The 26,232-nt window shown below is 74.2% G+C and carries 22 protein-coding genes; 2 read left to right on the top strand and 20 right to left on the bottom strand.

The window, feature by feature from the left end; translation table 11 throughout:
* Positions 1-68: 68 nt before the first annotated feature.
* The 5 genes from ffh to nsdA form a co-directional block, all read right to left on the bottom strand.
* The gene (gene ffh, locus ABTX81_RS31050; RefSeq protein WP_350552636.1) at positions 69-1,628 is read right to left on the bottom strand and encodes a signal recognition particle protein; all 1,560 of its coding nucleotides are present in this window, start codon (positions 1,626-1,628) and stop codon (positions 69-71) included.
* Positions 1,629-1,762: 134 nt separating this feature from the next.
* Positions 1,763-4,210, bottom strand: coding sequence for a [protein-PII] uridylyltransferase (locus tag ABTX81_RS31045; RefSeq protein WP_350552524.1), 2,448 nt, complete (start codon positions 4,208-4,210; stop codon positions 1,763-1,765).
* 12 nt (positions 4,211-4,222) lie between these two features.
* Positions 4,223-4,561, bottom strand: a complete 339-nt coding sequence (locus tag ABTX81_RS31040) for a P-II family nitrogen regulator (protein WP_350552522.1) — start codon at positions 4,559-4,561, stop codon at positions 4,223-4,225.
* Positions 4,558-5,982 (bottom strand): ammonium transporter, encoded by a 1,425-nt coding sequence (locus ABTX81_RS31035; protein WP_350552520.1) that lies wholly within the window; start codon positions 5,980-5,982, stop codon positions 4,558-4,560. The genes ABTX81_RS31040 and ABTX81_RS31035 overlap by 4 nt, the downstream gene beginning before the upstream one ends.
* Positions 5,983-6,206: 224 nt before the next feature.
* Entirely contained in the window at positions 6,207-7,661 is a 1,455-nt protein-coding gene (nsdA, locus tag ABTX81_RS31030; protein ID WP_350552517.1) for a transcriptional repressor NsdA, read from the bottom strand.
* A gap of 577 nt (positions 7,662-8,238) precedes the next feature.
* Here nsdA and ABTX81_RS31025 point away from each other — a divergent pair.
* Positions 8,239-8,910, top strand: coding sequence for a bifunctional DNA primase/polymerase (locus ABTX81_RS31025; RefSeq protein ID WP_350552514.1), 672 nt, complete (start codon positions 8,239-8,241; stop codon positions 8,908-8,910).
* A 185-nt stretch (positions 8,911-9,095) separates the two neighbouring features.
* On the opposite strand, the gene ftsY is transcribed toward ABTX81_RS31025, so the two are convergent.
* The 6 genes from ftsY to ABTX81_RS30995 all read right to left on the bottom strand — a co-directional run bounded on the left by ftsY (position 9,096) and on the right by ABTX81_RS30995 (position 16,763).
* Entirely contained in the window at positions 9,096-10,295 is a 1,200-nt protein-coding gene (gene ftsY, locus ABTX81_RS31020; RefSeq protein WP_350552509.1) for a signal recognition particle-docking protein FtsY, read from the bottom strand.
* A 66-nt stretch (positions 10,296-10,361) separates the two neighbouring features.
* Positions 10,362-13,928, bottom strand: coding sequence for a chromosome segregation protein SMC (smc, locus tag ABTX81_RS31015; protein WP_350552506.1), 3,567 nt, complete (start codon positions 13,926-13,928; stop codon positions 10,362-10,364).
* Positions 13,929-14,106: 178 nt separating this feature from the next.
* The gene (locus ABTX81_RS31010; RefSeq protein ID WP_270143783.1) at positions 14,107-14,310 is read right to left on the bottom strand and encodes a hypothetical protein; all 204 of its coding nucleotides are present in this window, start codon (positions 14,308-14,310) and stop codon (positions 14,107-14,109) included.
* Positions 14,311-14,724: 414 nt separating this feature from the next.
* Positions 14,725-15,024 carry an acylphosphatase gene (locus ABTX81_RS31005; RefSeq protein WP_350552503.1) on the bottom strand — a complete coding sequence of 100 codons (300 nt, stop codon included), beginning with the start codon at positions 15,022-15,024 and terminating at the stop codon, positions 14,725-14,727.
* Between the two features lie 122 nt (positions 15,025-15,146).
* Positions 15,147-15,293 (bottom strand): hypothetical protein, encoded by a 147-nt coding sequence (locus ABTX81_RS31000; protein WP_350552501.1) that lies wholly within the window; start codon positions 15,291-15,293, stop codon positions 15,147-15,149.
* A 108-nt stretch (positions 15,294-15,401) separates the two neighbouring features.
* Positions 15,402-16,763 carry a hypothetical protein gene (locus ABTX81_RS30995; protein ID WP_350552498.1) on the bottom strand — a complete coding sequence of 454 codons (1,362 nt, stop codon included), beginning with the start codon at positions 16,761-16,763 and terminating at the stop codon, positions 15,402-15,404.
* A 313-nt stretch (positions 16,764-17,076) separates the two neighbouring features.
* On the opposite strand from ABTX81_RS30995, the gene ABTX81_RS30990 reads away from it, so the two are divergent.
* The gene (locus tag ABTX81_RS30990) at positions 17,077-18,000 is read left to right on the top strand and encodes a DMT family protein (protein ID WP_350552495.1); all 924 of its coding nucleotides are present in this window, start codon (positions 17,077-17,079) and stop codon (positions 17,998-18,000) included.
* 13 nt (positions 18,001-18,013) lie between these two features.
* On the opposite strand, the gene mutM is transcribed toward ABTX81_RS30990, so the two are convergent.
* From mutM to recG, 9 genes are all read right to left on the bottom strand, one after another.
* Positions 18,014-18,892, bottom strand: coding sequence for a bifunctional DNA-formamidopyrimidine glycosylase/DNA-(apurinic or apyrimidinic site) lyase (mutM, locus tag ABTX81_RS30985; RefSeq protein ID WP_350552493.1), 879 nt, complete (start codon positions 18,890-18,892; stop codon positions 18,014-18,016).
* A gap of 57 nt (positions 18,893-18,949) precedes the next feature.
* Positions 18,950-19,738 (bottom strand): ribonuclease III, encoded by a 789-nt coding sequence (gene rnc / locus ABTX81_RS30980; protein WP_350552490.1) that lies wholly within the window; start codon positions 19,736-19,738, stop codon positions 18,950-18,952.
* Positions 19,739-19,758: 20 nt separating this feature from the next.
* Complete coding sequence (gene rpmF / locus ABTX81_RS30975; RefSeq protein ID WP_097236113.1) at positions 19,759-19,932, bottom strand: 50S ribosomal protein L32; 174 nt, start codon at positions 19,930-19,932, stop codon at positions 19,759-19,761.
* A gap of 2 nt (positions 19,933-19,934) precedes the next feature.
* Positions 19,935-20,579, bottom strand: coding sequence for a YceD family protein (locus ABTX81_RS30970; RefSeq protein WP_350552486.1), 645 nt, complete (start codon positions 20,577-20,579; stop codon positions 19,935-19,937).
* A gap of 142 nt (positions 20,580-20,721) precedes the next feature.
* On the bottom strand, positions 20,722-21,888 hold the full coding sequence (locus tag ABTX81_RS30965) for a F0F1 ATP synthase subunit B (protein WP_350552483.1): 1,167 nt from the start codon (positions 21,886-21,888) through the stop codon (positions 20,722-20,724).
* 198 nt (positions 21,889-22,086) lie between these two features.
* On the bottom strand, positions 22,087-22,578 hold the full coding sequence (gene coaD / locus ABTX81_RS30960; RefSeq protein WP_350552480.1) for a pantetheine-phosphate adenylyltransferase: 492 nt from the start codon (positions 22,576-22,578) through the stop codon (positions 22,087-22,089).
* 49 nt (positions 22,579-22,627) lie between these two features.
* Positions 22,628-23,215 carry a 16S rRNA (guanine(966)-N(2))-methyltransferase RsmD gene (gene rsmD / locus ABTX81_RS30955; protein ID WP_350552477.1) on the bottom strand — a complete coding sequence of 196 codons (588 nt, stop codon included), beginning with the start codon at positions 23,213-23,215 and terminating at the stop codon, positions 22,628-22,630.
* 109 nt (positions 23,216-23,324) lie between these two features.
* A complete protein-coding gene (locus ABTX81_RS30950) occupies positions 23,325-23,858 on the bottom strand; it encodes a hypothetical protein (RefSeq protein WP_350552474.1) in 534 nt (177 codons plus the stop codon).
* Positions 23,859-23,963: 105 nt separating this feature from the next.
* On the bottom strand, positions 23,964-26,204 hold the full coding sequence (gene recG, locus ABTX81_RS30945) for an ATP-dependent DNA helicase RecG (protein ID WP_350552471.1): 2,241 nt from the start codon (positions 26,202-26,204) through the stop codon (positions 23,964-23,966).
* Positions 26,205-26,232: the final 28 nt, after the last annotated feature.

Here is a 26,232-nt window from a genome sequence, read left to right as displayed (position 1 = left end):
GGCCCGCCGCCCGCAGGGAACCGGGTGGCGGGCCGTTCGCCCCGCACGTTCCGAGGAACGGAGCAGGACTACAGCAGGTCCTTGAACTCCTTGGGCAGCTCGAAGTCGGCCGGGCCCTTGCCCGCGCCGAGGCCGAACGCGCCGCCCTCGGCGGGTGCCTGGCCGGCGCCGAGTGCGCGGCGCTCGGCGGCCGCGGCCTCCTCCTGCGCCCGCTTCAGCGGGTTGCCGCTCTTGCGCTTGCCCTTGGCGACCGGGGCCTTCTTGGCGGACTTCTTGCCGCCGCCGCCCATGCCCGGGATGCCCGGCATGCCGGGGACGCCCTTGCCGGAGGCCATCGCGGACATCATCTTGCGGGCCTCGAAGAACCGCTCGACCAGGTTCTTCACCTCGCCGACCTGGACGCCCGAGCCCTTGGCGATGCGGGCCCGGCGGGAGCCGTTGATCAGCTCCGGCTCGGCACGCTCGGCCGGCGTCATCGACTTGATGATCGCGCCGACGCGATTGACGTCCTTGTCGTCGATGTTGTTGATCTGCTCGCGGATCTGGCCCATGCCGGGCAGCATGCCGAGCAGCTTGGAGATCGAGCCCATCTTCTGGACCTGCTCCAGCTGGGACAGGAAGTCGTCCAGCGTGAACTGCTTCGGGCCGCCGCGCAGCTTGGCGGCGATCTTCTCGGCCTCGGCCTGCGAGAAGGTCTGCTCGGCCTTCTCGATCAGCGAGAGGACGTCACCCATGCCGAGGATGCGCGAGGCCATCCGGTCCGGGTGGAAGGCGTCGAAGTCGTCGACCTTCTCGCCGTTGGAGGCGAACATGATCTGCCGGCCGGTGACGTGCGCGACCGACAGGGCGGCACCGCCGCGGGCGTCGCCGTCGAGCTTGGAGAGCACCACACCGGTGAAGTCGACGCCCTCGAGGAAGGCCTGCGCGGTGGTGACCGCGTCCTGGCCGATCATCGCGTCGACGACGAACAGGACCTCGTCGGGGTTGACGGCGGCCCGGATGTCGGCGGCCTGCTGCATCAGCTCGGCGTCGATGCCGAGGCGGCCGGCGGTGTCGACGATGACGACGTCGTGCTGCTTCTGCTTGGCGTACTCGATCGAGTCCCGCGCCACCTGGACCGGGTCGCCGACGCCGTTGCCCGGCTGCGGCCCGTAGAACGCCACGCCCGCGCGGTCGGCGACGACCTGCAGCTGGTTGACGGCGTTGGGGCGCTGGAGGTCGCAGGCGACCAGCAGCGGGGTGTGCTTCTGCGTCTTCAGCCAGTGCCCGAGCTTGCCGGCGAGGGTGGTCTTACCCGCACCCTGCAGACCGGCGAGCATGATCACCGTCGGGCCGTTCTTGGCGAACCGCACCCGGCGGGTCTCGCCGCCGAGGATGGCGATGAGCTCCTCGTTGACGATCTTGATGATCTGCTGGGCCGGGTTCAGCGCGCCGGAGACCTCGGAGCCGAGCGCGCGCTCCTTCACCTGCTTGATGAAGGCCCGGACGACCGGCAGCGCGACGTCCGCCTCCAGCAGCGCGATGCGGATCTCGCGGGCGGTGGCGTCGATGTCCGCCTCGCTCAGGCGGCCCTTGCCCCGAAGGTTCTTGAACGTCGCTGCGAGGCGATCGGAAAGGGTGTCGAACACGTCGTCGCGGGTCCTCTGCGGCATCGGTCTGAGTACGGTCGTCGCCCCCAAGGGTATCCGGCCGCCCCGGGGACGGTCTCCACCCGGGTTCGACCGGACCTCGGCGGACCCTCCCGGCGGCCCGGCGGAGGGCCTCAGCCCAGCGCCGCCCGGACCGCCGCCGCCACCTCCCCGGCCCGTCGCGCGGAGAGCGGACGGCCCGCCGCGTCGGTCAGGTAGAAGGCGTCCACGGCGTCCGCGCCGAGCGTCGAGACGTGCGCGGTCCGCACCCGCACCCCGGTTCCGTCCAGTGCCCGGCCGATCCGGTGCAGCAGCCCGGGGGCGTCGTGCGCGCGCACCTCCAGCACCGTCGCGCTCGCCGAGGCCACCGGCGGCGCCACCGCGACCACCGGGGGCGGGGCGGGGACACCGCGCCGGCGCGGCGCCGCCGCGTCCCGCTCGGCCAGCCGGCGGGCGACGTCCAGCGAGCCGTCCAGCGCCCGGCGCAGGTCCGCCCGCAGCCGGGCCGCCTCCGGCAGCTCGCCGAACTCCGCGGCCACCGTCCAGGAGAACAGCAGCACCGGCCCGGCGCCGATCGGGTCCAGCCCGCGCAGCCCCGCCGAGCGGACCGCCAGCCGGTGCAGGGCCAGCACCCCGGCGACGGTGCCCAGCAGGCCCGGCCGGTCCGGGACGGCCAGCAGCAGCCGCACGCCCATCGGCCCGGTGCCGTCGCCGCCGGCCCGCGGCGACGCCGTCGCCGACAGCGACAGCGCCGGCCCGCCGGTCCTGGCCGCCTCCACCGCCAGCCGCTCCTGCTCGGCGGTCGGCTCGGCCTCGACCGGGCCGGGGCCGGCACCGGGCGCCCCGGTCAGCCGGGCGGCGGCCCGGGCGGTCAGGCCGTCCACCAGCGAGGCCCGCCAGGCGCTCCACGCGGCCGGGCCGGTGGCCAGCGCGTCCGCCTCGGTCAGCGCCCGCAGCAGCTCCAGCCGCGCCGCCGTGCCGACCGCCTTGGTGACGGCCTCCACGGTGGCCGGGTCGTCCGGGTCCCGCCGGGTCGCGGTGTCCACCAGGGTCAGGTGGTGGCGGACCAGCACCGCCAGGGTCTCCACCGACTCCGGGTCGAAGCCCATCCGGGCGGCCAGCACCCGGACGGCCGCCTCGCCCGCCTCGCTGTGGTCGCCCGGTCGGCCCTTGCCGATGTCGTGCAGCAGCGCGGCGACCAGCAGCAGGTCCGGGCGGGCCACCCGGCGGGTCATCGCGGCGGCCCGCGCCGCGGTCTCCACCAGGTGCCGGTCCACCGTCCAGCGGTGCACCGCGTTGCGCTGCGGCCGGCAGCGCACCCATTCCCACTCCGGCAGCAGCCGGGTGATCAGCCCCTGCGCCTCCAGCGCCTCCCAGACCGGCAGGCAGGCCTCCCCCGCGCCGAGCAGGGTGACCAGCCGCTCGCGCGCCTCGTCCGGCCAGGGCACCGGCAGCGGACGGCACTCCGCCGCCAGCCGGCGCACCGTCGCGTGCGCGAGGGCGAGGCCGTTCTGCGCGGCGGCGGCCGCGGCGCGCAGCGGCAGCACCGGGTCCGCGGCCGGGCGGGCGCCCCGGGCGAGCACCGCCTCGCCGTCCTGCTCGACCACGCCCTCGGCGAGCGGCCGGCGCTCCACCGCGCCCCGGGCCACCGCGCCCCGTCCGGCGACGGCGGCGGCGAACGGGAAGCGCCGGGGCGGGCGGCGGCCCCGGCCCGAGCGGGCGGCCAGCACCCGCTCCACCGACCGCCAGGCCACGTCGGAGGCGTAGGCGACGGTCCGCGCCGCCCGGTAGACCTCGCGCAGCAGGGCGTCCGCGTCCGGCACGCCCAGCCGCTCGGCGACCTGGTCCTGGTCCTGCAGGGCGAGCCGCTCGGTGGCCCGGCCGGTCACCAGGTGCAGCGCGTCGCGGACGTCCGCCAGCCGGAGCGCGGCGGCGTCCAGCCCTTCCCGGGGCGCGTCCGCCAGCCAGCTCGCCGCGACCGCCCGGAGCGCGACGACGTCCCGCAGCCCGCCGCGGGCCTCCTTCAGGTCGGGCTCCAGCAGGAAGGACAGCTCGCCGTGCCGCTCGGCCCGCTCCCGGACCAGCTCGCGCAGCTCCGGCAGCCGCCGCGGGGCACCCGCCCGCCAGTCGGCGAGGACGGCGGAGCGCAGCGCGGCGGTGAGCGCCGGGTCGCCGGCCACGTGCCGGGCGTCCAGCAGGCCGAGCTGCGCCTTCAGGTCGGCGGCGGCCACCGACCGGGCCTCGGCCGGGGTGCGGACCGCGTGGTCGAGCGAGGCCCCGGAGTCCCACACGGGGTACCAGAGGCGCTCGGGCAGGGCGGGGTCCAGCCGGCCCTCGTGCAGCAGCAGGACGTCGAGGTCGCTGCGCGGGGAGAGCTCGCCGCGCCCGTAGCCGCCGACCGCGACCACGGCGACCCCGGACGGGGCGCCGGCCTCGGCGAACAGGCCGGCCAGCCAGTCGTCGGTGAGCGCGGACAGGGCCGTGCGCCGGCCCCGGCCGCCGGGGCCGGGAGCGGCGAGCAGCTCGGCCCGGGCGGCGGGGCCGACGGGGCCGGGCTGCGGGGCGTCGGGGGCGGTGGCCATCCGGTCGGGCCCTCAGAGGGCGTCGGGGCCGCGTTCGCCGGTGCGGACCCGGACGGCCGTCTCGACCGGGACCGCCCAGACCTTGCCGTCGCCGATCTTGCCGGTCCGGGCCGCGGTGACCAGGACGTCGATCAGCGGCTCGGCGTCGTCGTCCTCGACCAGGACCTCGACTCTGACCTTGGGCACCAGGTCCACGGTGTACTCCGCGCCCCGGTAGACCTCGGTGTGGCCGCGCTGCCGGCCGTAGCCGCTGGCCTCGGAGACGGTCAGGCCGTGCACGCCGAAGGCCTGCAGGGCGGCCTTCACCTCGTCCAGGCGGTAGGGCTTGATGACGGCGGTGATGAGCTTCATCGGGCGTCCACCTCGGTCTTCTCGATGCTGTCGGCCGCGACCGCGGTCGCGGGTGTGGCGGGTGTGGCGGGTGCGGCGGGTGCGGCGGGTGCGGCGGGTGCGGCGGGTGCGGTCACGGACGCCGCGGCGAGCAGCGCCGCGGCCGGGGCGGCCGTCCGGCCGAGGCCCGAGCCCAGCGCGCTGAGGTCGTACGCGGACTCGGCGTGCTCGGCCTGGTCGATGCCGGCCAGCTCGACCTCCTCGGCGACCCGGAATCCGATCACCCGGTCGACCGCCTTGGCCAGCAGCCAGGAGAGCACGAAGGAGTAGCCGGCGACCACCGCCACGCCCATCGCCTGCTTGCCCAGCTGCGCCGGCCCGCCGCCGTAGAACAGCCCCTTGGCGCTCTGGCCGACCGTCCCGGTGGCGAACAGGCCGACCAGCAGCGAGCCGACCACCCCGCCGACGGCGTGCACGCCGACCACGTCGAGCGAGTCGTCGAAGCCCCAGCGGTACTTCAGGCTGATCGCGGCCGCGCAGGCGGCACCGGCGACCAGACCGATCGCCACCGCGCCGAGCGGGGAGACCGAGCCGCAGGCCGGGGTGATCGCCACCAGGCCGGCCACCGCGCCGGAGGCGGCGCCCAGCGTGGTGAACGCGCCGTGCCGCAGCTTCTCGTAGACCAGCCAGCCGACCAGCGCGGCACCGGTCGCGACCTGGGTGTTCAGCAGGGCCATCGCCGCCACGCCGTTGGCGGCCAGCGCCGAGCCGGCGTTGAAGCCGAACCAGCCGAACCAGAGCAGCCCGGAACCGAGCATCACCAGCGGCAGCGAGTGCGGGCGCATCGGGTCCTTGCGGAAGCCGATCCGCTTGCCGAGCACCAGGCAGAGCGCCAGGCCCGCGACCCCGGCGTTGATGTGGACGGCCGTCCCGCCGGCGAAGTCGATCACGCCGTTGCGGTCGCCGAGCCAGCCGCCGCGGCCGCCGTCGAAGAAGAACACCCAGTGGGCGACCGGGAAGTACACCACGGTCACCCAGAGCCCGACGAACAGGCCCCAGGCCGCGAATCTCGCGCGGTCCGCGATCGCCCCGCTGATCAGCGCCGGGGTGATGACCGCGAACATCAGCTGGAAGGCGGAGAACGCCGTCACCGGGATGGTCCCGGCGAGGTCGGTGAGGCCGACGCCGCGCATCCCGAGGAAGTCGAGGTTCCCGATCAGGCCGGCGCCCGCGTCGGGACCGAAGCTCAGCGAGTAGCCGTAGAGGACCCACAGCACGGTGACGATGCCCAGCGACAGGAAGCTCATCGCCAGCATGTTCAGGGTGCTCTTGGCCCGGACCATCCCCCCGTAGAAGAACGCCAGCCCCGGGGTCATCACCATGACCAGGGCCGCACTGATGAGTACGAACGCGGTGTCGCCCGCGCTGAAGCCGTCCGGCATCGGCTCTCCTCCTGACTGGAAGCGCCGATCCGCACCCGGGTCCCTGTCCCGTGCACCCGGGGCGTCGGCGTTGTGCAGGAGCGTGCCGAAGGCCGGTTTCGGCCGATGCGGCCCGGTGTTTCACCACCGTGACGAGGGCGACCGCGGGGTTACGCCCACGTGAACGCGGCACCGACCGTGCCGGCGGCGGCCGGCACGGTCGGCGAGGGGGTCGCGGTGGCGGCTCAGACCACCGAGACGTACTCGGGGATGTCCTGGACCACCCGCTCCTTGAGCCGGCTGACCGCGTCCACGCCCTTGAACCGGGAGGCGGCGGCCTCGGTGGTCTTGCGGACCCGCGAGTTGAGCCGCTCGGAGCGGACCTTGGTGGCGATGTCCACCGCCTGCTCGGCGAAGACCGCCGCCTCCTCCGGCTCGTTCTGCAGCAGGTGCACGCTGGCCATCCCGACCAGGTTGAAGGCGTACGAGCGGACGTGGTCGCCGTCCTGCCGGAACAGGTCGACCGCGCGCTCCATCACCGGCGCCGACATCGAGGCGTACAGCTCGGAGTTGTCCGAGTGGTAGGCGAGGTCGCGGAAGGAGTGCGCGTTCTCCGCGTTCAGCTCGGCCGGCGAGAAGAACTTCAGCCAGTCCGGGTCGCCGTCGCCCTCGCGGATGTCGGTGAAGGTGTCCTCGGCCAGCCGGATCGCCCGGGCGCACCGGTTCACCTCGCCGATCGTGGCGTACGCCCGCGCCTCCATCGCGTACAGCAGGGACTGCTGGCGCGGGGTGGCGGTGTCCCGGCTGCCGTACTGGGCGAGGTGGATCAGCTCCAGCGCGTCCTCGCCCCGGTTGAGGTGGATCATCTGCCGGCTCATGTCGGTCAGGATCAGGGCGCCGAACGGGCGGTCCCCGGCCTCCTTGGCGGCGTGCAGCGCCAGCACGTAGTACTTCTGCGCGCTGGGGTGCATGCCGACGTCGTAGGACATCCAGCCGGCCAGGTGGGCCAGCTCGGCGGTGAGCCGGAACAGCCGCTTGGTGGTCTGCTCGGGGTAGGTCTCCTGGAGCAGGTCGGTGACCTCGTGGAGCTGGCCCACCACGGCCTTGCGGCGCAGCCCGCCGCCGTTCTGCGCGTCCCACTGCCGGAACATGACGGTGGTCTGCTCCAGCAGTTCCAGCTCGGGCTCGGAGAGCCGGCCGGTGAACGGCTCGCCGCCGTTGGCCGCGGTCAGGATCGGGGTGGGGGCGCCGGTCGGGCCGGGCGCCAGCCAGCGCTGCATCGGCTCGATCAGCGCGGCGCCGGCGGTCAGCGCGAGCGAGGTGCCCAGGAAGCCGCGCCGGTTGAGCATGAGGTCGCTGCGCGAGTAGTCGCTGATCAGCTGGACGGTCTGCGGCGCGCTCCACGGCAGGTCGACGCCGCCGCCGACGGTGGAGACCGGCACGGCGGCGCGCAGGCCGAGGTCCTCGATCGAGACCACCGAGCCGAACCGCTCGGAGAACAGCTCCGACATGATCTTCGGGATCGGCTCGCGCGGCTGCTCGCCGTCGAGCCAGCGCCGCACCCGCGAGGTGTCCGTGGAGACGTGGTGGGCCCCGATCTGCCGGGCCCGGCGGTTGACCTGGCGGGCCAACTCCCCCTTGGACCAACCGCTGCGGGCGAACCACGTGGTCAGCTTCTCGTTGGGTTGCTTCTCTGCCATGGGTCCGTCCCCATCCCGCCCGGGCCCCGGGGCCCCGATCGTGACCGCCCGACGGTTGCGGGCTCTTGCCAGACGTGTCGTACCGGACTGCGGCGCTGCCGCCGCAGACGAACCGTCAGTTCCCCAACTCCCGGCCCGCCATGGCCGGCAGCGGACTCCCCGACGAGGTCCGTGTGCTGAACGTAACGCCCCGCGCACCGCCCCGGGGAGCGGCCCTGGCGAAACGCCACCTTTCGCCACCCCCAGGAGTGAACCGAACCGAGTCGGCAGACGGTTCACTAGGAAGTCCCGGCGGCCCGGCATATGCAGGCCGCCAAGTCCCCGACAGCACCCGGCTTTTCAGGCGAACCGCCGCCGCCACAGGCGGATTTCGCACCCGCACCGAACGACGGCCCTCCCGCGCACCGACGATCCGGCATCGGCACCGCCGACCACAAGGCGGCGCACGAGGCGCATCAGGGCAACTGGCGCACACCGCGCGCTGCGCGCCGCCACCGCACCACGCACCACGCACAGGAAAAACAACACACAGTCACCATCCCGTAACCATAGGCAACGAGATCCTGTTGGGGGAGGCATGGACAACCTGTTCGGCGTACTTCGACTGGGGCACCTGCGGCTGGCACCGCTGGGCGCGCGCCACCGCACCCGCGCCACCGCGAGTCAGGCGGCCGCGGAGTACACCGGCCGGTGGGGCTGGCCCGTCGTCGTCGGCGAGCCGGCCCGTACGACCGCCGCCCCGAGCCGCTGCCACTGCGGCGCGCCGCGCTGCGCCGCCCCCGGCCTGCACCCCGTCCCCGGCGCCGGACCGGCCACCCGTCCCGGCACCGACGTCTCGGTGCTGTTCCCCACCGGCCGCGCCTTCGACGTCCTCGACGTCCCCGAGCAGGCCGGCCTGCAGGCCCTGGTCCGGCTGGAGCGGATGGGCACCCAGATCGGCCCGGTACTCGCCTCGCCCACCGGCCGGCTGCAGTTCCTGGTCGCCCCCGGCACCGCCCGCCGGCTGCCCGACCTGCTCTACCGGATGGGCTGGGACGACGCCGCGCTCGACCTCACCTGCCACGGCGAGGGCAGCTTCGTCGCCGCGCCGCCCACCGTGCTCACCGGCCTCGGCCCGGTCCGCTGGCTGCGCCGCCCCACCCGCGACAACGCCGGCTGCCCGCCCGAGGCCCGCCTGCTGCTCGGCACCCTCGCCTATGCCTGCCACCGCGGCCGCGAACGCACCCGCGAACCCGCCTGGATCGCTTGACCGCATGGTCGCCCGCTCGCCTCCGGGGCCCTCTTGTCCGGCGCCGACGGTCGTCGCTCCGGCGCTCCCTCCTCGGTCGGTCTCCCTCCTTGCCCGGGGCGGGCGGGATTCCGTAACTCCCCGGGCATGCCGAAGGGCCCGCTCCTTGCGGGAGCGGACCCTTCACCGGTGGCACCGGAAGGTGCTCAGTCCCCGATCAACGCGTCCACGAACGCGCCCGGCTCGAACGGCGCCAGGTCGTCGGCACCCTCGCCCAGCCCGATCAGCTTGACCGGCACGCCCAGCTCGCGCTGGACGGCCACCACGATGCCGCCCTTGGCGGTGCCGTCCAGCTTGGTCAGCACAATGCCGGTGATGTCGACCACCTCGGCGAAGACCCGGGCCTGGATCAGCCCGTTCTGACCGGTGGTGGCGTCCAGCACCAGCAGCACCTCGTCCACCGGGCCGTGCTTCTCGACGACCCGCTTGACCTTGCCCAGCTCGTCCATCAGGCCGGTCTTGGTGTGCAGCCGCCCGGCGGTGTCCACCAGCACGGTGTCCGCGCCCTCGGCGATGCCCTCCTTGACCGCGTCGAAGGCGATCGACGCCGGGTCGCCGCCCTCGGGCCCGCGCACGGTGCGCGCGCCGACCCGCTCGCCCCAGGTCTGCAGCTGGTCGGCGGCGGCGGCACGGAAGGTGTCGGCCGCGCCGAGCACCACCTTGCGGCCGTCGGCGACCAGCACCCGGGCCAGCTTGCCGGTGGTGGTGGTCTTGCCGACGCCGTTGACGCCGACGACCAGGACGACCGCGGGGCCCTCCTCGTGCTTGGTGGAGTGCACGGTGCGGTCGGAGTCCTTGCCGATCAGCTCGACGAGCTCCTCGCGCAGCAGACCGCGCAGCTCGTCCGGGGTGCGGGTGCCGAGCACCTTGACCCGGGTGCGCAGCCGCTCGACCAGCTCCTGGGTGGGGGCCACGCCGACGTCGGCGGTCAGCAGGGTCTCCTCGATCTCCTCCCAGGTGTCCTCGTCGAGGTGCTCGCGGGAGAGCAGCGAGAGCAGGCCCTTCCCGAGCGAGTTCTGCGAACGGGAGAGCCGCGAGCGCAGCCGGACCAGGCGGCCGGCGGTGGGCTCGGGGACCTCGATGGCGGGGGCTTCCTCGACCGTCTCGGGGACGGCCTCGACCTCGGCCTCGGGGAGCTGGACCTCCTCGACGGTGCGGCGCGGTTCCTCGGTCGGCGGCGCGGCCTCCTCGCCGACGGCGGGCTCGCGCGGGGTCGGGGGCGCCGTGATGACCGGCGCCTGCGACTTCGGGGGCAGCTGCTGGCGTCGTCTGCCGGAAACGACGAGTCCGGCGATCGCTCCGACGGCGACCACCGCGATGACTACGGCAAGAATCACGTATTCCATAACCCCCCCAGTATCCGCGACAGCGGTCCCCGTGAACCGCAGGCGGTGGAGTGGATCACCGGCGGTTCAGTGCCGCCGCTCCTTGCGGTCGTCCCGCAGTCGCTGGCTGATCACCTGCGAGATGCCGTCGCCCTTCATGGTCACCCCGTACAGGGCGTCGGCGGACTCCATGGTCAGCTTCTGGTGGGTGATCACGATCAGCTGGGAGCTCTCCCGCAGCTCCTCCATGATCGCGACCAGCCGCCGCAGGTTGGTCTCGTCCAGCGCCGCCTCGACCTCGTCCATCACGTAGAAGGGGCTGGGCCTGGCCTTGAAGATCGAGACCAGCAGCGCCACCGCGGTGAGCGAGCGCTCACCGCCGGAGAGCAGCGACAGCCGCTTGACCTTCTTGCCGGGCGGACGGGCCTCCACCTCGACGCCGGTGGTCAGCATGGACTCCGGGTCGGTGAGCACCAGCCGGCCCTCGCCGCCCGGGAACAGCCGGGCGAAGACGCCCTCGAACTGCGCGGCGGTGTCGTGGTAGGCGGCGGTGAACAGCTGCTCGACCCGCTGGTCGACGTCCTTGACGATGTCGAGCAGGTCGCGCCGGCTGCGCTTGAGGTCGTCCAGCTGCTCGCCGAGGAAGGTGTGCCGCTCCTCCAGGGCGGCGAACTCCTCCAGCGCCAGCGGGTTGACCTTGCCCAGCTGCTGGTACGCCCGCTCGGCCGTGCGCAGCCGCTTCTCCTGCTCGGCGCGGACGTACGGGCGCGGCTCGCCCGGCTCCTGCCCCTCCTCCGGGGTGGACGGCGGGACGAGCTGGTCCGGCCCGTAGGAGGCCAGCAGTTCGGTGCCCTCGATGCCGAACTCCTCCAGCGCCCGGCTCTCCAGCTGCTCGATCCGCAGCCGCTTCTCCGCCCGCAGCACGTCGTCGCGGTGGCCGGCGTCGACCAGCTTGTCCAGCTCGTCCTTGAGCGCGCGCCCGTGCTCGCGGTGCTCCTTCAGCTCCGCCTCGCGCGCCGCCCGCGCCTGCTCGACGGCGGCCCGTTCGGCGTCCGCGCGGGCCAGTGACACCTCCAGGCAGGCGAGCAGCTGCCGGGCTCCGGCGGCGACGGCGCCCGCGACGGCGGCGTCGTGCTCGGCGCGCCGGCGGCGCTCGGCGGCCCGGGCGCGCGCCTCGCGCTCGGCGCGGGCGGCCCGGTCCAGCTGCTCGGCCCGGCCGGCCAGCGCGCGGACCCGCTCCTCGTGGGTGCGCACCGCGAGCCGGGCCTCCAGTTCGGTCTGCCGGGCGGCGGTGGCGGCCGCGGCCAGCCGCTGCTGTTCGGCGGCGTCCGGCTCGTCCTCCCCGTCGGCGGCGGTCTCCTCGGCGACGGCCAGCCGTTCGGCCAGTTCCTCGGCGGTGGCGAGCAGTTGGGCCAGGCCGTCCTCGGCGCGGCCGGCGGCGGCGGTCAGCCGTTCGGCCTCGCCGGCGGCCGCCCGGGACTGTCCGCCGAGCCGGCCGAGGGTGCCCGCCACCTCGGCCCGCTCGCGTTCCAGCTGCCTCCGCCGGACGGCGAGTTGCTCCAGTTCGTTGGCCGATTCCCGGCGCTGCTCGGTGAGTTCGGCCAGCCGCTCGGCCGACTCGGCGCAGCGGACGTCGAGTTCGGCGATCGCCCGGGCCGCCTCGTCCACCGCGGCCTGGGTCTCCAGCAGGCTGGGGGCGGCGCCCGAGCCGCCGTGTGCGAAGCCGGCGCCGAGCCGGTCGCCCTCGGCGGTGACGGCGCTCAGCCCGGGGTGCGCGGCGACCAGCCGCAGGGCCCGGTCGAGCGTGTCCACCACCGCGACACCGGCCAGCAGCCGGGCGACGGCCGCCCGCAGCCCGGCCGGGCCGTCGACCAGTTCGGCGGCCCAGCGGGCACCGGGCGGCAGCTCCCCCGCCGGGTCGGCCGGTTCGGGGGCGCCGGCGATCAGCAGGGCGGCCCGGCCGGCGTCCTCCTTGCGCAGCAGCCGCAGGGCCTCGGCGGCGGTGTGCGGGGAGTCGACGGCCACCGCGTCGGCGGCGGCGCCGAGGGCGGCGGCGACGGCGGTCTCGTGGCCGGGGGCGATCCGCAGCAGCGCGGCGGCCGGTCCGAGCAGCCCGGCCAGCCGGTCGCCGGCGCCGAGCAGCGCACCGCTGCCGTCCTTGCGGCGCAGGCCGAGCGCGAGCGCCTCGCGCCGGGCGGTCAGCGCGGCCCGTTCGCGCTCGGCGGCGCCGGCGGCCTCGCGCGCGGCCGCGAGTTCCTGCTCGACGGCGGCGAGCCGCTCCCGGGCGCTCTCGTGCGCGGTGTCGGCCCGCTCGCCGTCCTCACCGTCGGCGTCGACCCGGGCCCGCAGCTCCTCGTACTCCAGCCGGGCGGCCTCGGCGCGGTGCAGCGCCTCGTCGCGGGCCTCGGCGAGCCGGCCGATCTCCGCCTCGGCGGCGGCGGCCTTGGAGCGGGCGGCGGCGGCCTGCCCCTGGAGCCGGGCCAGCCCCTCGCGGCGGTCGGCGATGGCCCGGGCGGCGTCCTTGAGCCGGCGCTCCTCGGCGGCGAGGGCGCGCTCCAGCTCCGCCTTGGCCTCGACGGCCTCGTCGAGCGTCTCCTCGGCCTGCTCCAGCGCGGCGCCCAGCGCGGCCTCCTCCTCCCGGACGCGCCCGGCCTCGCGCTCCAGCTCCTCCGGGTCCCGCCCGCGCCGTTCCTCGGCCTGCCCGCCGGCGGCGGCGTGCCGGGCCCTGGCCTCGGCCAGTCCGACGGTGCCGCGGGTGCGCTCGGCCAGCGCGGAGAGCCGGTACCAGGTCTGCCGGGCGGTCTCCAGGCCGGGGCCGAGCTGCTGGACCTGCGCCTCCAGCACGGCCTCGCGTGCGATCGCCCGGCCGAGTTCCTGCTCGACGGTGGAGCGGCGCAGCCGCAGTGCCAGTTCGTCGGCGATCTCCGCCTCGACGGCGGAGCGCAGCGCGAGCAGGTCGTCGGCGAGCAGCCGCAGCCGGGCGTCGCGCAGGTCGGCCTGGATACCGGCGGCGCGCCGGGCGATCCGGGCCTGCCGGCCGAGCGGGCCGAGCTGGCGGCGCAGCTCGGCCACCAGGTCCTGGACGCGGTTGAGGTTGACCTGCATCGCGTCCAGCTTGCGCAGCGCCTTCTCCTTGCGCTTGCGGTGCTTGAGGACGCCGGCCGCCTCCTCGATGAAGGCGCGCCGGCCCATCGGGTCGGCGTGCAGGACGGAGTCGAGCTGTCCCTGGCCGACGATGACGTGCATCTCGCGGCCGATGCCGGAGTCGGAGAGCAGTTCCTGGATGTCCAGCAGGCGGCAGGTGTCGCCGTTGATCGCGTACTCGCTGCCGCCGTTGCGGAACATCGTCCGGGTGATGGTCACCTCGGAGTACTCGATCGGCAGGGCGCCGTCGGTGTTGTCGATGGTGAGGCTGACCTCGGCGCGGCCGAGCGGGGCGCGCCCGCTGGTCCCGGCGAAGATGACGTCCTCCATCTTGCCGCCGCGCAGCGACTTGGCGCCCTGCTCGCCCATCACCCAGGAGAGCGCGTCGACGACGTTGGACTTGCCGGAGCCGTTGGGCCCGACCACGCAGGTGATGCCGGGCTCGAAGCGGAGCGTGGTGGCGGAGGCGAAGGACTTGAACCCGCGCAGCGTCAGACTCTTCAGGTGCACGCGCCGGTCTCCTCACCTCGCTCACCAGGGGCTCCAGCGGTGACTGTATCCCCAGGTGGCCCGGCGGCCCGGCCCCGGACACGACGAAGGGACGCCACGCGGGGCGTCCCTTGCAAGCTGCGTCCCTTTCGGGGCGGCTCAGTGCACAGCGGCGTCGATCGAGGGGATCGGGCGGGACTCAGGTGAGAGCCGGCTCCCGCTGATCCAGATCGATGCTGTTGAGCAGCGAGTGCTCGCCAGCGACAGCGGTGAGTGCGTCGTTCTCAGCCTGCATCCTGAGGAGCTCGGCTTCGAGGTCCTGGACGCGCTGCTGCAGCCGTCGCATCTCGGAGAGCATTCGCGGGTCGGGGCCGCCGACGTACCCGAGAAGCGCCTTTGCCATGATGAATGGTCCTCCACGCTGAGTGACCGAACCGGAACGGTACAGGTCTAGGGGGAAGGGGGACGCACGCGCGGCGCGCACCGGCAGTGCTGGCTGGGCACTACGGCACAACCACCGTGAGCTGGGCTCACGGGGGCGTGCGCCTACCGGGATGACGCGGTCGTGTGCGCGGGCTTCCAGCGTCTCACCAAAGACGGTACGGGTCAACACGATCACCGCACGCTACCGCGCCCCTGTCACCTGCCTGGCGGTGTCGTCACGCCGGGCGGCACGAGAAGGGGGGTCCACCACATGCTCGTGGATCATCGTTCGATGCGGAGTCAACCACGAGTCTGCCCGGATGGCAACCGTACGACACCGCCGGTTGCCGATCGTTTTCCGGCGGCCCGCTCCGGGCCCGGCCCGCGGGGGCGGTCAGCGGATCTCGAAGGTCCCGTACCCGGGCCCGACGGCGGTCCAGATCTCGGTCACCCCGCTGACCCGGCCCGGCGTGTCCGGGCCCCTGAGCAGGGCGAGCAGCCGCTCGCAGTCCGGGGCGAAGCCCTCGGCCACCACCTGCACCCGGCCGTCGCCGAGGTTGCTCGCGTAGCCGGTCAGGCCGATCTCCAGCGCCCGCGCCCTGGTCCACCAGCGGAACCCGACCTGCTGGACCTTGCCGCGCACCCAGGCGGTGACCCGGACCGGCTCGTCACTGTGGGCGTCGCGACCGTGCATGCCTCCGACCCTATCCGCCCCGGCGGCGGCGCGCGGCACGGGCCGCCGGGGGCCGGGTGCTCGGAGCGGGCCGCTCAGGGAGGCCGGTCCGGCCGGTGTCTTGGACCCCTCGGACGCCACCGTCACGGCCACGGTCGAGCCGTCCGCGAACCGCAGGCCCGGCCGGCGCGGCCGGAGCGGGCGAGCGCGCTCAGCCGGACCTCGACCAGCCCGGACAGGTCCTCTCCCGCCCGCAGCCACGGCTCGGCCGGCGCTCGGTCCGGTGCCACTCCCCCGCCCCTCCGACGACACCCCGCGCCGACACACCACGGCCCCCGCCGGTCGCCCGACGGGGGCCGTGGGCCGATCATCGCATCGGCCGACGGCGTGGAACAGGGTCAGAAGCCGCCACCGAAGTCGCCACCGCCACCGAAGTCCCCGCCCCCGCCGAAGTCCCCGCCGTCGAAGCCGCCGCCGAAGTCGGAGGAGTTGAAGTCGGCGCCGGAGTAGTCACCGCCGTCGTAGCCGGCGCCCGGGTCCAGCGAGCCGGCCGCGTACGCCGGGCTGGCCATCATCGAGCCGAGCATGGTGCCGACCAGCAGCCCCGGCAGCAGGCCGCCGCCACCGAAGCCGCCGAAGTAGCCGCCAGCCCAGGGGCCGTACGCCGGACCCGCGTTCCAGTACGGCTGCGGGCCGTGCTCGGTCGGCACGGTCCGGATGTCCGGGTCCTGGCCGGCCGCCAGCCGGTCCGCGTCGGCCCGGCAGACCGGAACGGAGCGGGCGGCGCCGCCCGCCGGGGACCACTCGGCGTCCAGCACGGACGGACCGTGCCGCGGGTCGAAGAAGCACGGCGGCCGGCGCTCCGGCAGCGCGCGCCCCTCCCGCCGGGACGCCAGGGTGGCCAGCGCGAACCGGCCGTCCTCCAGCGCCTCGGTGACCGGCTTGACGTCCTCCGGCCCCTTGGCCTCGTCCATCAGCCGCTTGGCCTTCTCGTACGAGTCCAGGGCGTGGGTGTAGTCGCCGCGCTGCACGTCGTCGGCGTCCGGCGCGGACGGGACGAAGTCCAGCCGGTCCAGCTCCTCGCCGTAGGCGGTGATGTCCTCGTCGACCACCAGGCGCAGCTGCGCCAGCTCGGCCCGGCGCTGCTCCTCCTTGCGCCGCTTGGCCCGGCGGAACAGCAGGAGGACGCCGGTGCCGGCGAGCGCCAGCAGGGCCAGCGGGACGACCACCGCGGCGGTGGAGACACCGCCCTTGTCACTGTTCACACCGTGCCCCTTGATCTGCGGGGCGGCGGTGTCGACGAAGTCGTTCAGGGTGGCGTCGATGTCGCCGGGGTGGGAGCGGAAGGACGCGCCGGCGATCCGCTCGGCGCTCGCGCTGGGCAGCGCGGCCTTGTCGGAGCGGGCCTGGAACTGGTCACCGCGCCAGACCGCGTAGGTGCCGGTGATGCCGACCTTGGTGCGCAGGTCCTCGAAGACGGTCCTGGCGCCGTACGGGTCGGCGGCCGGAACGACCGCCACGAAGATCGGCTTGTCCGCCTTGCGGATCTTCGCCGTCAGGGCGTCGGCCTGGCCCTGGTCGAACCGGCCCGCCATCGCCGGGTCGACGTACACCCGGCCCTGCTTCAACGCGGCGGCCGCGTCGTCGAGACCGCCGGCCGCCGAGGCCGCCGGCGCCAGCAGGAGCAGCAGCCCGAGCAGCGCCGCCACCAGGGCCAGCGGCCCGGCGCCCCGGGAACGTCGTCGTGCAAGGGTTCTCATGCCTCGACGCTACCCCGGGCGGCCCCGTGACAGGACATACCGGTCGGGTACGGCGGGGCCCGGCACCCCCACCGTCCGCCGGGGTGGGCCCCCTTCTCCGGGATGATCTTCCGCCCGGCCGCCCCTGAGCCGTCCCCGGGGCGGGAACCCGGCCCCCGGCCCGCGCGTACCTCCCGGCGGACGCCGGAGCGGACCGGCCGTCGGGGCAGGGCGTGCCGACCGTACCGCGCGACCGGGCATAGTGGTGGCCGTACCGCCGCCCCATGACCATCTCTTGACCATCCAGCCCCACCTCTCCTGATCGGAGCTCCGCGTGTTGATCGGCCTCGTGACCGCTGTGGCGGCCTCCGCCTGCTACGGCACCGGCTCGGTGCTGCAGGCCGTCGGCTCCCGGCGCTCCGCCCGCGAGGAGGCCGCCAAGGGCGGCGGCTCCGCCGGCACCACCGCGCACGGCGGGCCCAGCCTCGCCTCCACCGCCAAGGCCGCCGTGACCTGGGAGTTCATCCTCGGCACGGTGCTGGACTTCATCGGCTTCGGACTCGGCGCGCTGGCCGCCCGGCTGCTGCCGCTGTTCCTCTCCCAGACGATCATCAGCGCCAACCTGGTGATCACCGCGGTGCTCTCGATCAAGCTGCTCGGCATCCGGCTCAAGCAGCTGGAGTGGGCCTCGATCGGCGTGCTCTGCTCGGCGCTGGTGCTGCTCGCGGTCTCCGCCGGACCGGAGGGCGGCCACCACGCCGCGATGGCCTTCCACTGGTGGCTGCTGGCGATCACCACCGTGCTGCTGGTCGGCGGCGGCCTGCTGGTGCGCCGGATGGGCGCCAACGGCGCGATCGTGGCCGGTCTGCTCTCCGGCCTCGGCTTCGGCGCGCTCGGCGTCGGCGTGCGCATCCTCAACGGCATCGAGCCGTTCGACCTGGCCCGGCTGCTCTCCGACCCGGCCCTCTACGCGATCCTGGTCGGCGGCGTCGGCGGCATGTACGTGCACACCGTGGCCCTGCAGATCGGTTCGGTGAACGGCGCCACCGCCGCCCTGGTGATCGGCGAGACGGTGCTGCCCGGCGCGGTCGGCGTGATGTGGCTCGGCGACTCCTCCAAGGCCGGGCTGGGCTGGCTCGGCGTGGCCGGCTTCCTGATCGCGGTGGTCGCGGCGGTCGGCGTCGCCTACTTCGGCCAGGACACCCACGGCGGACTGCCGGAGGCCGCCCCGGCCGAACCGGAGCTCGCCAAGAGCTGAGGGGCCCGGAGAGTCAGCGCCCGCCGCGCAGGCGCGGCGGGCGCTGGCAGCGGGGGCAGAAGTAGCTGGAGCGGTTCATCCAGGCGGCCCGGCGCAGCGCGGTGCCGCAGCGGCGGCAGGGCTCGTGCTCGCGGCCGTAGGCGTCCAGGTCGCGGGAGAAGTAGCCGCTCTCCCCGTTCACATTGACGTAGAGGCTGTCGAAGCTGGTGCCGCCGACGGCCAGCGCCGCCGTCATCACGTCGCGGGCGTGGGACAGCAGCAGCAGGGCCTGCGGCCGGGTCAGCGTCGCGGTCGGCCGGTCGTAGTGCAGCCGGGAACGCCACAGCGCCTCGTCGGCGTAGATGTTGCCGACGCCGCTGATCAGCGTCTGGTCCAGCAGCGCCCGCTTGACCGTGGTGCGCCGGGCGCGCAGCGCCGCCGCGAAGGCGGCGTCGTCGAAACGGGGGTCGAGCGGGTCGCGGGCGATGTGCGCGATGGAGACCGGGGTGCTCTCCGGATCGCCGTCCTCGGCCTCCTCGACCGCCAGCCCGCCGAAGGTCCGCTGGTCGACGAAGCGCAGCTCGCGCCCGCCGTCGGTGAACCGCAGCCGCACCCGCAGGTGGGTCTCGTCCGGCACCACCGGGTCCTGGACGAGCAGCTGGCCGCTCATCCCGAGGTGGCCGATCAGCGAGAAACCCTCGCCCGCGCCGGACAGCGGCACCCAGAGGTACTTGCCGCGGCGCTGCGCCGCGCCGAGGGTGGTGCCGGTGAGCCGGGCCGTGAAGTCGGCCGCGCCGGCCGGCTGGCGCCGCACCGCGCGTGGGTGCAGCACCTCGACGCCGGCGACGGTCCGCCCGGCGACCCAGTTCGCCAGACCGCGGCGGACGACCTCGACCTCGGGAAGTTCGGGCACGGGAACACGCCTCCAGCGGAACGGACTCGGCTCTGCAGGAGGAAGGCTACTGCGTGGTCAGGCGCCGCTCGGCAGCCGGTCGGCGTACTTCTCCTTGATCGCCCGCCAGGCGCTCTCGGCGGCCTTCTGCTCGGCTTCCTTCTTCGAGCGGCCGACGCCGCTGCCGAAGTCCTCGCCGGCCACCCGGGCCGCGGCGGTGAAGGTCTTCTCGTGGTCCGGACCGGACTCCTCGACCACGTACTCCGGCACTCCGATGCCCACCGAGGCGGTGAGCTCCTGGAGGCTGGTCTTCCAGTCCAGACCGGCACCCAGCTGAGAGGATTCCTCGATCAGCGGGTCGAACAGCCGGTGGACGAACTCGGTGGCGGCGTCCAGGCCGCGGTCGAGGTAGACGGCCCCGATGACCGCCTCGACCGTGTCGGCGAGGATCGACGACTTGTCGCGGCCGCCGGTGCCCTCCTCGCCCTTGCCGAGCCGGATGAAGGTGCCCAGCTCCAGGCCCCGGCCGACGTCGGCGAGCGCGCGCGAGTTGACCACCGCGGCGCGCAGCTTGGCGAGCGTGCCCTCCGGGACGTCCGGGTGGACGCGGTAGAGGGTGTCGGTCACCACCAGGCCCAGCACCGAGTCGCCGAGGAACTCCAGGCGCTCGTTGGTGGGCAGACCACCGTTCTCGTACGCGTACGAGCGGTGGGTCAGGGCACGTACCAGAAGGGCGCGCTCGAGCGTGTACCCGAGGCGCCCTTCCAGAACGTCGTATTCGGTCGAAGCCGGCCCGCCGGCCTTGCCACCGCCCGAAGGAGCCTTCGGAGCCGTGGTCGCCTTGCGGGAGGAGTTACCGTCCGACATCGATCCGTGCACCCCGCCGATCAGACCGAGAGGACCTGGCGACGGTTGTACGTGCCGCAGCTCGGGCACGCGATGTGCGAGAGCTTCGGCTCGTGGCAGCGGTCGCACGCCACGAGGGCCGGGGCAACGGCCTTCCAGTTGGACCGGCGGTGGCGCGTGTTGCTGCGCGACATCTTCCGCTTCGGAACAGCCACGGCTACTTCTCCTGGTTCTCGGCGAGACCCTCACGGGTGTCGCTGTTCTTGATTCCGTCACCCTCGTCGCCGTGGGCGGCGGAGAGTCCCTGCAGAGCCGCCCACCGGGGGTCGGCGGCATCGTGGTGGTGCGCCGGGTCGTCACTCAGGCGCGCTCCGCACTCGGAGCACAGGCCCAGGCAGTCTTCCTGGCACACCGGCTGCAGCGGCAGTGCGAGCACCACCGCGTCACGCAGCACCGGCTGGAGGTCGAAGAAGTCGCCCTCCAGACGGTAAGTCTCTTCCTCCGAGTCCTCGTCGAGGTCCTCGGCCCCGGCGGTCCGGGCGCGGTGGCGCTCGTCGGACTCCGGGTAGTAGTACAGCTCCTGGAAGTCCACGTCGAGGTCGAACTCGACGGGCTCCAGGCACCGGACGCACTCGCCCTCGACCCGGGTCTCGGCGGTGCCGGTGACCAGCACGCCCTCGACCACGGACTCCAGGCGGAGCTCCAGCGCGATCTCGCTCTTCTCCGGGACGCCGATCACATCGATGATCCCGAGGCCCTCGGGGGCCTCCAGGGTCCGGGTCACCCTGCGCAGCGCACCCGGACGACGGCCCAGCTCGTGCGTGTCGAACACGAGGGGGTCGCGGTGGTCGAGGCGGTTCAAGGTGTCCTGACTTCCTGGGGGGTACCGGTTGCGCGGCGCTGCTCGTCGGAGGATGCGCGGGCAGACCGACGGCCCGACGCGGAGAGGCCGGAGTGGTCAGACTACCCGAGTCTCCCGCCAGGCCCAACTTCGTGCCCCGGCGCTACCGGCCGCCGAGCTCCCGCAGCCGGGTCATGTCGATCATGCTGGTGTCGAAGAAGCTGGTCTCGTCCAGCCCGGCCTGGGCCTGCTGCGGCACCGGCGCGGGCGGCTCGGCCGGCTGCTGCGGGTAGCCGTAGCCGGCGCCGTACTGCTGCTGCTCCGGGTAGCCCTGCGGCTGGGGCGGGTAGCCGTAGCCGGGCTGCTGGCCCTGCTGCTGCCCCTGCTGCTGGTAGCCGTACTGGGCCGCGCCGTACGGATCCGCGGCCTGGCCGCCGGCCGGGTCGAAGCCGCCGCCGTACACCTCGGCGTACTGGGCGCCGCCCTGCTGCGCGGCCGCGTACTGGTCCGCGCCGGGCGCCTGCCAGCCGGCCGCGGCCGGGGTCTGCTCCGGCCAGGTCTGCTGCTGCGGCACCTCCTCGCGGTACCAGGCCAGCTCGCTGCCGTCCGCGTCGGCGGCGAAGCCCGCCGCGACCGCCTCGGCCCGCTCCTTGGCCTGCTGTGCCTCGTCGGCGGCGGCCAGGTAGGCGCCGAGCTCGTCGATCGGCCGCTTGCCGGTCAGCTTGTCGCGCCCCTTGCCGACCGCGTCCAGGGTCGCGCTGAGCACGTTCTCCAGGGTGGCGAGCTTCACATCGACATACTCGTCGACCTCGGGGCTGGGGCTGATCCGCTGCGGCTGGAACTCCTCGCCGTCGCTCTCGCCCTCGTACTCGGTCTCGAAGACGCTGGAGTCGCCGCGCAGCTTGGTGCGGCCGCGGCCGACGGCGCCGAGGGTCTTGGTGAGCACGACCTCGAAGTTGGCGAGCTTGCTGTCGACGTAGTCGTCGGCCTCGGCGCGCTTGGTGTCGATCTCGGCACGGGCCTCGGCCAGGATCCGGTCCGCCTCGGCCTGGGCGCGGCGGACGACCTCGGTGTCGGAGATCAGCGAACCGCGCTCGGCGTGCGCGCCCTGGATGATCCGGTCGGCCTCGGCCTGGGCGTCCGCGACCACCGACTCGTGGTCGGCCATCACCGACTGGGCCTGGGCCAGCTCGGCCGGCAGCGCCGCCCGGAGGTCCTGGAGCAGTCCGATCAGCTCGGCACGGTTCACCACGCAGGAGGCCGACATGGGCATCGAGCGGGCGTTCTCGACGGCCGCCACGATCTCGTCGACCTTGTTCTGCACGTCCACGGGGCTTCGTCTTTCCGTGTGCCGCCGAGGTCCGGCGGAGGCAGCGCCCGGCGCGGTGGACGTCACCGCAGGGCAGGAATACAGACTGTACGGCCACTGCCGGGCGCGGTCACAACGCCCGGACGCGGCCGTCCTCCCATCCCTCGGGCAAATCGTGATGAACCGGCAGAAACGGACGGCCGGTCACCCGAAGGGCCGCTACTGCTGGGCGCGCCGCTCGGCGATCCGCTCGACCAGCCGGCGGTGCACCACCTCCGGCAGCAGGTGCGAGACGTCGCCGCCGTAGGAGGCGACCTCCTTCACCAGCGTGGAGGAGAGGAAGCTGTACGTCGGCGAGGTCGGCACGAAGAGCGTCTCCACGCCGGTCAGGCCGTGGTTCATCTGGGCCATCTGCAGCTCGTAGTCGAAGTCGCTGACCGCGCGCAGGCCCTTGATGATCGCCGGGATCTGCCGCTCGCGGCAGTAGTCCACCAGCAGGCCCTGGTACGACTCGACCACCAGGTTCCCGTACTGGGCGGTGGTCTCCTCGATCAGCGCGATCCGCTCCTCGGTGCTGAACATGCCCTGCTTGTTGCGGTTGACCGCCACCACGACGTGCACCACGTCGTACAGCTTGGAGGCCCGCTCGATGATGTCGAGGTGACCGTTGGTGATCGGGTCGAAGGACCCGGGGCAGACGGCGCGGCGCATGGTGTGTGCTCCCTCGTGGGGTGACGGGAATCCGGCGGGCCCGGGCCCGCTAGGGGTGTCGGCGGGCCTCGGCGGCGGCGCGACCGTACCAGAGCGTGCCCTCGCCGTAGCGGCGCGAGCGCAGCACCTCGAAGCCCTCCGGCCAGCCGAACTCGCCGCCGCGGGTGCTGCGCTCCACGGTGACGAGTGCGTCCTCCGCGAGCCAGCCCCCAGCTGACAGTGTGATCAGCATCTCGCGCACCTCGTCGTCGGTGACGACGTACGGCGGGTCGAGGAAGACCAGGTCGTACGGGGCCTCCGGGGCGGGCCCGGCGATCACCTTCTCCGCCCTGGCCGCCTTGACCAGCGCGCCCGGCAGGCCGATGCTCCGGACGTTCTCCCGGATCACCCGGGCCGCCTGGGCGTCCGCCTCGACCAGCAGCACGTGCCCGGCGCCCCGCGAGAGCGCCTCCAGCCCGACCGCGCCCGATCCGCCGAACAGGTCCAGCATCCGGGCGCCGTGCAGGGTGGTGCCGCGCAGCGCCTCCAGGGTGGAGAACATCGCCTCGCGGGCCTTGTCGGAGGTCGGTCGGGTGCCCCGGCCGGGCGGTACGGCCAGCCGGCGGCCGCCGGCCGCCCCGGCGATCACGCGGGTCATGGTGGTGGGAGGTCCTTTCGTCGCTGCCCGACCACGCTATACGGCCGTGGCCCCCGCCGGTCCGCCCGGCGGGGGCCACGCTCACGCACTCAGGTGACCGGTCCCGGTGTCAGCTCGCCTCGGAGCCGGCCGTCTGGACCGGGACGGCCGCGCCCAGCAGCGACGGCGAGGCGTAGCGGGACCAGGAGAGGCAGCCGTCGGGCGGGCAGTACTCGGGGCGGCGCGGGTCGTGGCCGAGCTCGCGCAGCTTGGTGCGGACGGAGTCGGGCGTGCGGCCGAAGCGGGCGGCGATCCGGGCGACGGTCTCGCTGTCGTGGAAGCGCCGGACCAGCTCCTCCTCGTGCTGCGGCACCCAGGGGGCGCCGTGGCCGGGGTAGAGCTCGCGCAGCACGTCGCGGTCGGGGATGGGCTCGGAGACGTCGGCGACGATCGCCAGCGCCCGGAGCGCGCGGTTGAGCGCGATCCGCAGCGAGGCGACGTCCTCCACCGGCAGCCGCAGCCTGCCGGAGGCCAGCGGGTCCGCCGCCGCCCCCTCGCGCCAGCCGGTGAGGGTGAGGGTGACCTCGCGGTCGTCGTCGCTGGCGAGTTCGATCCGGAAGACCTTGTCGCCCAGCGGGAGCTCGTTGAGATGACGGAATGCCATGGCTAAACCCCCAAGTGTCGCGTCAGGAACGCACCTTGGGGGTGCGCCCTGAACACCTTCATTCTCTCCCGGGGGTCTGACAATCGAGCCCGTCCGGCGGCCGGCTCAGCCCTTCTCCATGTAGGCCGCGCGGTCCTCGTCGAGCAGGCTCTCCAGGACGGTGCGCAGATCCGGATGGGCGGCGAGGTCCGGGTCCGCGGCGACCAGCCGGGTGGCCTCGGCGCGGGCGGTGACGATGACCTCCTCGTCCTCCAGCACCGAGAGCACCTTGAGCGAGGACTTCACCCCGGACTGCGCCTGGCCCAGCACATCGCCCTCGCGGCGCTGTTCGAGGTCGATCCGGGACAGCTGGAAGCCGTCCAGGGTCCCCGCGACCGCGTCCAGCCGGGCCCGGGCGGCACTGGCCGCCGGCATGTCGGTGACCAGCAGGCAGAGCCCGGGGGCGGAGCCTCGGCCGACCCGGCCGCGCAGCTGGTGCAGCTGGGAGACGCCGAACCGGTCCGCATCCATGATCACCATCGCGGTGGAGTTCGGGACGTTGACGCCGACCTCGATCACCGTGGTGGCGACCAGCACGTCCACCTCGCCGGCCGCGAACCGGCGCATCACCTCGTCCTTGGCCTCCGGCGCGAGGCGTCCGTGCAGGATCTCCACCCGCAGCCCGGCCAGCGGCCCGGAGACCAGCTTCCCGGCGGTCTCCACCACGGACAGCGGGGGCCGCCGGTCGCCCTCGGTCGCGGCGCCCTCGTCCGGCGCGTCGTCGAGCAGCTCCTCCAGGTCCTCGGCGCGGCGCTTCCCGCGCGCGCCCTTGGCGCCCTTCCGCTCCTCCGGCTCCTCGTCGCCGATCCGCGGGCAGACCACGTACGCCTGGTGGCCCTTCTCGACCTCCTCGCGGACCCGCTCCCAGGCCCGGGTCAGGAAGTTGGGCTTCTCGACGGCCGGCACGACATGGGTGGAGATCGGCGAGCGGCCGGCCGGCAGCTGGTCCAGGACGGAGGTCTCCAGGTCCCCGAAGACGGTCATCGCGACCGTGCGCGGGATCGGGGTGGCCGTCATCACCAGCAGGTGCGGCGGCTGGTCGCCCTTGGCGCGCAGCGCGTCCCGCTGCTCGACGCCGAAGCGGTGCTGCTCGTCGACCACCACCAGGCCGAGGTCCTGGAACTGCACCTTGTCCTCGATCAGCGCATGGGTGCCGATCGCGATGCCGGCGTCCCCGCAGGCCATGTCCAGCAGCGCCTGCCGGCGGACCGGCACGCCCATCGACCCGGTGAGCAGCACCACCCGCGTCCCCAGGTCGGACCCGCCGAGCATGCCGCCCTCCGCCAGGTCGCCCATCATCTCGACGATCGACCGGTGGTGCTGCTGGGCGAGCACCTCGGTGGGCGCCAGCAGCACCGCCTGGCCGCCGGCGTCGACCACGGCCAGCATCGCGCGCAGCGCGACCAGGGTCTTCCCGGAGCCCACCTCGCCCTGGAGCAGGCGGTGCATGGGGTGTTCGCTCGCCAGGTCGGCGGCGATCTCGGCGGAGACCTTGCGCTGGCCCTCGGTGAGGGTGAACGGCAGCCGGGCGTCGAAGGCGTCCAGCAGGCCGCCGGGGCGGGCCTCGCGCGGCTTGGCGGGCAGGGCGGAGTCGGCGGCGCGGCGCTGGGCCAGGGCCACCTGGAGGACGAACGCCTCGTCCCAGCGCAGCCGCTCCTGGGCGCGTTCGCGGTCGGCCTGGCCGCGCGGGCGGTGGATCAGTTCGAGCGCCTCGGGCAGCGCGATCAGCCCGTGCCGCTCGCGCAGTTCGGCGGGCAGCGGCTCGCCGACGTCGGACAGGTGCTTGGTGAGCGCCGTCTCGACGCAGAGCGAGAGCTTCCAGCTGGGCATCTGGGCGCTGGCCGGGTAGACCGGGATCAGCCGCCCGGCGAACTGGGCCGCGGCGCTGTCGCCGTCCGCGTCGTCGAGCAGCTGGTAGTCGGGGGAGGCCAGTTGGCGGGTCCGGTTGAACACCCCGACCTTGCCCGCGAACAGGCCCTGCGTCCCCGGGCGCAGCTCCTTCTGCCGCCAGCCCTGGTTGAAGAAGACCAGCGAGAGCCGGCTGCGGCCGTCGGTGACCACCACCTCCAGCCGGTCGCCCTTGCGGCCGCGGAACGGGATCAGGGTGACCTTCTCGATCCGGGCCAGCACGGTGACGTGCTCGTCGATCTCCAGCTCGTCCAGACTGGTGAGCTGGCCGCGTTCGACGTAGCGGCGCGGATAGTGGTGCAGCAGGTCCCCGACCGTGCGCAGCTTGAGGCTGTCGGCGAGCACCTTGGCGGTCCGGTCGCCGACGAGCTTGGTCAGTGGTTCATCGAGAGCGCCCATCAAGGCCCCTGTTTACACCACCGAACCG

Origin of the sequence: Kitasatospora sp. NPDC097605, from assembly GCF_040302725.1 — a bacterium.
GTDB lineage: Bacteria > Actinomycetota > Actinomycetes > Streptomycetales > Streptomycetaceae > Kitasatospora.
This window is presented reverse-complemented; position numbering and strand designations above follow the sequence as displayed.